The sequence below is a fragment of the Bifidobacterium jacchi genome (genome assembly GCF_009078285.1).
Classification (GTDB): Bacteria; Actinomycetota; Actinomycetes; order Actinomycetales; family Bifidobacteriaceae; genus Bifidobacterium; species Bifidobacterium jacchi.
Genome location: NZ_RQSP01000001.1, coordinates 26,402 through 32,871 on the forward strand (window position 1 = coordinate 26,402; position 6,470 = coordinate 32,871).

At 60.4% G+C, this 6,470-nt stretch carries 4 protein-coding genes and 1 tRNA gene; all 5 read right to left on the reverse strand.

Annotated elements, in window-relative coordinates:
- Positions 1–874: 874 nt before the first annotated feature.
- A complete protein-coding gene (gene tuf, locus EHS19_RS00120) occupies positions 875–2,074 on the reverse strand; it encodes an elongation factor Tu (RefSeq protein ID WP_151915779.1) in 1,200 nt (399 codons plus the stop codon).
- A gap of 172 nt (positions 2,075–2,246) precedes the next feature.
- On the reverse strand, positions 2,247–4,373 hold the full coding sequence (gene fusA / locus EHS19_RS00125) for an elongation factor G (RefSeq protein WP_151915780.1): 2,127 nt from the start codon (positions 4,371–4,373) through the stop codon (positions 2,247–2,249).
- A gap of 30 nt (positions 4,374–4,403) precedes the next feature.
- Positions 4,404–4,874, reverse strand: coding sequence for a 30S ribosomal protein S7 (gene rpsG, locus EHS19_RS00130; RefSeq protein ID WP_151915781.1), 471 nt, complete (start codon positions 4,872–4,874; stop codon positions 4,404–4,406).
- Positions 4,875–4,880: 6 nt separating this feature from the next.
- Positions 4,881–5,252, reverse strand: a complete 372-nt coding sequence (gene rpsL, locus EHS19_RS00135; protein ID WP_151915782.1) for a 30S ribosomal protein S12 — start codon at positions 5,250–5,252, stop codon at positions 4,881–4,883.
- 411 nt (positions 5,253–5,663) lie between these two features.
- A tRNA-His gene (locus tag EHS19_RS00140) sits at positions 5,664–5,739 on the reverse strand.
- Positions 5,740–6,470: the final 731 nt, after the last annotated feature.

The following is a 6,470-nucleotide window of genomic DNA, read 5'->3' on the forward strand; positions in this document are numbered from 1 at the left end:
CTGTTTCGAGCCCGCTCGCATACGTTCCATGCACACGATGCCAACACGGTATACGCCCCATGCACACGACGGGCTGTGGAGACTCGATTGGCTACGGGGACACGATGGGCTGGGGATCCTCGTCACAGTCACAGGGAGCGGGGCGGTCACAGGGAGCGCCCGCTCCATGTGACCAGGGTGTCAGTGTTGAAATACCAAGGTTTTCATCAAGCGGTCACAGGGAGCGGGGCGCTCCCCGTGACCGGGGTCTGGAATCTGTTGAAATATCAAGGGTTTTGAGGAATGGTCACGGGGAGCGGGGCGCTCCCTGTGACCACACCCGTCCGCGCCCACGCCTACGCGCGCGGTTTGCCGGCTCGCCGGTCGGCTCACACGTTGCCTACAGACAGCACCGCTGTATGCTTCACGGCAACTGTCCCGCAATCACGGACTCGCTACGCGCACAGTCTGCCGGCTCGACTGTCGTCGAGCAACGTTGCCTACAGACAGCACCGCTGTCTGCTTCACGGCAACTGTCCCGCAATCACGGACGCGCTCCGCGCGCAGCCCACCGGCTCGCCGGTCGGCTCGCACAGCACCTACAAACAGCTCCGCTGTTTGCTTCACGGTGCTGTCCCTCAAAGACGGCCAGAACCACTGAACCAATTACGAGACAGACCGCTGGTAGTACCAGATGAACTACTGAAGACAGTGGCTGAAAGCGATCGCGACCATGCCGTCAACTGTTGTTGCAATGGATTTGAATGATCGCAGCTTGCCACCAATTCATGCGACAAGCCTCGCATATAACAATATCCCTCGGATTCCCGAGGGAAACCGAGGGATATTGATCGCTTGCTATAGTGCTATGTCAAGCAACGATGATCGACGGAAATCAGTCGATGATCTTGGTGACACGGCCCGAGCCAACGGTGTGGCCGCCTTCACGCACAGCGAAGGTCAGGCCCTCCTCCATAGCGATGGGCTGAATCAGCTCAACGGTGAAGGTGGCGTGATCGCCAGGCTGAACCATCTCGACGCCTTCCGGCAGCTCGATGACGCCGGTGACGTCGGTGGTGCGGAAGTAGAACTGCGGACGGTAGTTGGAGAAGAACGGCGAGTGACGGCCGCCCTCGTCCTTGGTCAGGACGTAGACCTCACCCTCGAACTTGGTGTGCGGGGTGACGGAACCCGGCTTGGCCAGAACCTGGCCACGCTCGACGTCGGTACGGTTGATACCGCGGAGCAGCAGACCGGTGTTGTCGCCAGCCTCGCAGGCGTCCATCGTCTTGTGGAAGGTCTCGATGGAGGTGACGGTGGTCTGCTGGGTCGGACGGATGCCGACGATCTCGACCGGGGAGTTGACGGCCAGCTGGCCACGCTCCACACGACCGGTGACGACGGTACCACGGCCGGAGATGGTGAAGACGTCCTCGATAGGCATCAGGAACGGCTTGTCAAGGTCGTGGACCGGGGTCGGGATGTACTCGTCGACGGCGTCCATGAGCTTCTTGATCTGCTCGACCCAGTGCTCGTGATCCGGAGCGTCATCGTGCAGAGCGCCATAGGCGGACACGCGGATGACCGGGCAGTCACGATCGAAGCCATTCTCGTCGAGGAGGTCACGGACCTCTTCCTCAACGAGCTCGATGAGCTCCTCATCCTCGACCATGTCGCACTTGTTGAGAGCGACGAGGATCTTCGGAACGCCAACCTGACGGGCGAGCAGAACGTGCTCGCGGGTCTGGGCCATCGGGCCGTCGGTGGCGGCCACAACGAGGATGGCGCCATCCATCTGGGCAGCACCGGTGATCATGTTCTTCACGAAGTCGGCGTGGCCAGGGCAGTCCACGTGAGCGTAGTGACGCTTCGCGGTCTGGTACTCGATGTGGGAGATGTTGATGGTGATACCGCGAGCGGCCTCTTCCGGAGCGGAGTCGATCTGGTTGAAGTCGTACTCGGTGTTAACATCCGGGTACTCCTCGTACAGAACCTTGGAGATGGCCGCGGTCAGGGTCGTCTTGCCGTGATCGACGTGGCCGATGGTGCCGATGTTAACGTGCGGCTTAGTACGCTCGTACTTTTCCTTTGCCATGAAATTGTCCTCCTGGACGTCTCGTGTAGTTGGCTTGCGCTTTCAGTGCAAGGCACTCGCTACATTGTACTGGGTTTCTGGGTTTCTTGCCACTTTGGAGCCAGAACCCAGTCAGCGGTATTAAATTTTACCGCTGACTGGAGACAGCTGACACCCTTGGTGGCGGCGCGTGTCACTCGCCGCGCTGGGCCTTGACGATCTCGTCGGAGACCGACTTCGGGACCTCGGCGTAGGAGTCCATCTGCATGGTGAACATGGCGCGGCCCTGGGTCTTCGAGCGCAGATCGCCGATGTAGCCGAACATCTCGGACAGCGGGACCTTCGCGTCGATGACCTTGACGCCGGTGGCGTCGGTCATGGACTGGATGTTGCCACGGCGCTGGTTGAGATCGCCGATGACATCGCCCATGTACTCCTCCGGAGTACGGACCTCGACGGCCATGATCGGTTCGAGGATGACCGGGTGAGCCTTCGGAGCAGCCTCCTTGAACGCCATGGAACCGGCGATCTTGAAGGCCATTTCGGAGGAATCGACCGGGTGCATCTGGCCGTCGTACACGGTGGCCTTGACGCCCACGACCGGGAAGCCGGCGAGCACACCGGACTCCATGGCCTCCTTGACACCGGCCTCGATGGGTCCGATGAACTCGGCGGAGATGTGGCCGCCGGTGACCTCGTTGACGAACTCGAACGTCTCGCCGGCCTCGGTGTCGAGCGGCTCGAAGTTCATGAACACCTTTGCGAACTGGCCGGAACCACCGGTCTGCTTCTTGTGGGTGTAGACTTCGTTCATCACGGCCTTGCGGATGGTCTCGCGGTAGGCGACCTGCGGCTTGCCCACGTTGCACTCGACCTTGAATTCGCGGCGCATGCGATCGACGATGATGTCGAGCTGGAGCTCGCCCATGCCGGCGATCAGGGTCTGGCCGGACTCTTCGTCGGTGGTGACCTGGAAGGTCGGATCCTCGTCGGAGAGCTTCGCCAGAGCGATGCCCATCTTCTCCTGATCGGCCTTGGTCTTCGGCTCCACGGCGACCTGGATGACCGGGTCCGGGAAGGTCATGGACTCAAGGGAGATCGGAGCGTTCTCGGCGCACAGGGTGTCACCGGTGGTCACGTTCTTCAGACCGACGAACGTGTAGATGTTGCCGGCTTCGGCGGCATCGACCGGGTTCTCCTTGTCGGCGTGCATCTGGAAGATCTTGCCGATGCGCTCCTTCTTGCCCTTGGTCGAGTCGAGCACGGTATCGCCCGGCTTGACGGAGCCGGAGTAGACGCGCACGAACACGAGCTTGCCGTAGAACGGGTGCGTGGAGATCTTGAAGACCAGCGCCGCGAACGGGTCGGAGACCAGCGGCTTGCGATCGATCTCAACGGACTCATCGCCCGGCTTGTAGCCCTTGATGGCCGGCACGTCTTCAGGAGACGGCAGGTAGTCGATGACGGCGTCGAGCATGGGCTGCACGCCCTTGTCCTTGAAGGCGGAGCCGCAGAAGACAGGGAACGCGCGACGCTCGATGGTGAGCTGGCGGATGCCGGCGCGGATCTCCTCCTTGGAGAGGTCGCCCTCTTCAAAGAACTTGTTCATGAGCTCGTCGTTGGCTTCGGCGGCGGCTTCGACCAGCTGCTCGTGGTACTGCTGGGCCTTCTCCTCGTACTCGGCCGGGATCGGGTCCATGTTGTAGTGCGCGCCCAGCTCGTCGCCGGTGTTCCAGTCGTAGGCCTTCATCTCGACCAGATCGATGACGCCGGTGAAGTCGTTCTCGGCACCCATCGGCAGCTGCATGACGATCGGCTTGGCTCCCAGCTTCTCCTTGATGGTCTTCACGGAGTAGTAGAAGTCGGCGCCGAGCTTGTCCATCTTGTTGATGAAGCAGATGCGCGGCACGCCGTACTTGTCGGCCTGACGCCACACGGTCTCGGACTGGGGCTCCACGCCTTCCTTGCCATCGAAGACCGCCACGGCACCATCGAGCACGCGCAGGGAGCGCTCGACCTCGGCCGTGAAGTCCACGTGGCCGGGGGTGTCGATGATGTTGAGCTGGAACTTCTCCTCGGTGTCATGCGTCTGGCGGTGCCAGAAGCACGTGGTGGCGGCGGACTGAATGGTGATGCCGCGCTCCTGCTCCTGAGCCATGAAGTCCATCGTCGCAGCGCCATCATGCACCTCGCCGATCTTGTAGCTCTTACCGGTGTAGTACAGAATACGCTCAGTGGTGGTGGTCTTACCGGCATCGATGTGAGCCATGATGCCGATGTTGCGGATCATGTGCAGATCCGAAAGCACGTCAAGTGCCATTGCTATTCCTTTAGCTCTTGTTCTTCGAAATTACCAGCGGTAATGAGCGAAGGCCTTGTTGGCCTCTGCCATCTTATGAGTATCCTCGCGACGCTTGACAGATGCGCCAAGACCGTTGGAGGCATCGAGGATCTCATTGGCCAGACGCTCGGCCATGGTCTTCTCACGGCGCTTGCGGGAGAAGTCGGTCAGCCAGCGCAGGGAGAGCGTGTTGGCACGGGCGGGCTTGACCTCGACCGGCACCTGGTAGGTGGCGCCGCCGACTCGGCGGGAACGCACCTCGAGGGACGGGCGGATGTTGTCGAGGGCGCGCTTGAGCACGGCCACCGGCTCCTGATCCGTCTTGTCCTTGATCATATCGAGCGCGGAGTAGACGATGTCCTCGGCGATCGACTTCTTGCCGTCGAGCAGAATCTTGTTGATGAGCTGGGCCACGACAGTCGAGCCGTAGATCGGATCGGGCAGCAGCTGATGCTTCTTGGAGGGTCCTTTACGAGACATGATCTATTACTTCGCCTTCTTTGCTCCGTACAGGGAACGACCCTGCTTGCGGTCCTTGACACCCTGGGTATCGAGCGCGCCGCGCACGATGTGGTAGCGCACGCCCGGCAGATCCTTGACACGGCCGCCGCGCACGAGCACGATGGAGTGCTCCTGGAGGTTGTGGCCCTCGCCCGGAATGTATGCGGTGACCTCGATGCCGGAGGACAGACGCACACGGGCGACCTTACGCAGAGCCGAGTTCGGCTTCTTCGGGGTGGTGGTGTACACACGGGTGCACACGCCGCGACGCAGCGGGCTGCCCTTGAGCGCCAAGGTCTTCGACTTCTTCACCTTGGGGTTACGTCCCTTGCGGACGAGCTGTTCGATGGTAGGCAACTTGAATTCTCCGATTCAGATGTTTTCTTGTCTTCGTGCGGCCGCCGCGCTGCGCCCACACTCCATCCGAAACGTAACGGAGTTCAGCCACAGTCCACCGGCCCGATGGCCCGATCCTCTTTCGCTCTGTGCATTGCTGCGCGCGATCCATGCGATTCTCGGGATATCCCAACCCACACGCCTGTCACATAAGGCATGCCGTTGGCACACACAAATGCTTATGTTACTCATCACCCCGACAACGACACGCGCATCGTTGTGCGTCACCGCCCCCCATGCCGACTTCACGCCCGCCGGTCAGCGGCGCCGCAGGCATATGCAACGTCACCACATCGCTTACAACGAGCAGTCCGCTCTGCCAGCCCGCCTTTGTGATACGAAAAAAGCCCGGAACACAGGTTCCGGGCTTCGTGGGGTGGATAACGCGGCTCGAACGCGCGACCTTCTGAACCACAATCAGATGCTCTACCAACTGAGCTATATCCACCATGTGGGCAACTCCAGCGAACTGGATTTGCGCAACAGATGGATACAATACCAGAATCCACGAAGAATGCCACTTCGGCGTGTCGCGCAGAAAACCCGCAAAGGACCCGCAAAAACCACAAGGGAGATCGCAAGGGAAAAAGAGTCTTCGCCAGTTTGTGTGGTGTGTGGTTTGGCCTCGGTGTCTTCGCCGGGCCCGATTTCGGGAGCGACGGGCTTGTTTCGAGATTATCTTGCGCTTGTGGGTTATCAGCGCAATATTCTCTCGAACTGAGGGTTTCCGCGAGATTCTCTTGCGCAAGCCGGCCTGTTAGCGCAAGGTTTTCTCGGGATCGGGCCGTGTTTCGAGATTCTCTTGCGCTTATGGGGCGGACAGCGCATGATTTTCTTTATTTCGGTCTATCCCTTCTCTATCCCTTTAGATCGGTCTATCTTTCTCATCCCGCTGTAGTCATCGTGTGCATGGAACGTACATAACGGGGTATGATGGGGCTCTCCCGGACGTGTCGGGCCGTCGATTGCGTGCATGGAACGTACATAAGACGCTGCTGATCGTGTGCACGGAACGTACATCTACGCGATCGTGTGCATGGGACGTTCATGAAACGCGCGTTTTGCGCCTCCACGCATCCGTTCTATGCACACGATGCATCCGACGGCATACGTTGCATGCACACGATGCCCACGCACAGTCCACGCGGCATACATTCCATGCACACGATGGGGAAAGGC

Coding starts and splice junctions, on each gene's coding strand:
- tuf (WP_151915779.1), bottom strand. CDS start 2,074: ATGGCAAAGGAAAAGTACGAGCGTACTAAGCCGCACGTTAACATCGGC.
- fusA (WP_151915780.1), bottom strand. CDS start 4,373: ATGGCACTTGACGTGCTTTCGGATCTGCACATGATCCGCAACATCGGC.
- rpsG (WP_151915781.1), bottom strand. CDS start 4,874: ATGTCTCGTAAAGGACCCTCCAAGAAGCATCAGCTGCTGCCCGATCCG.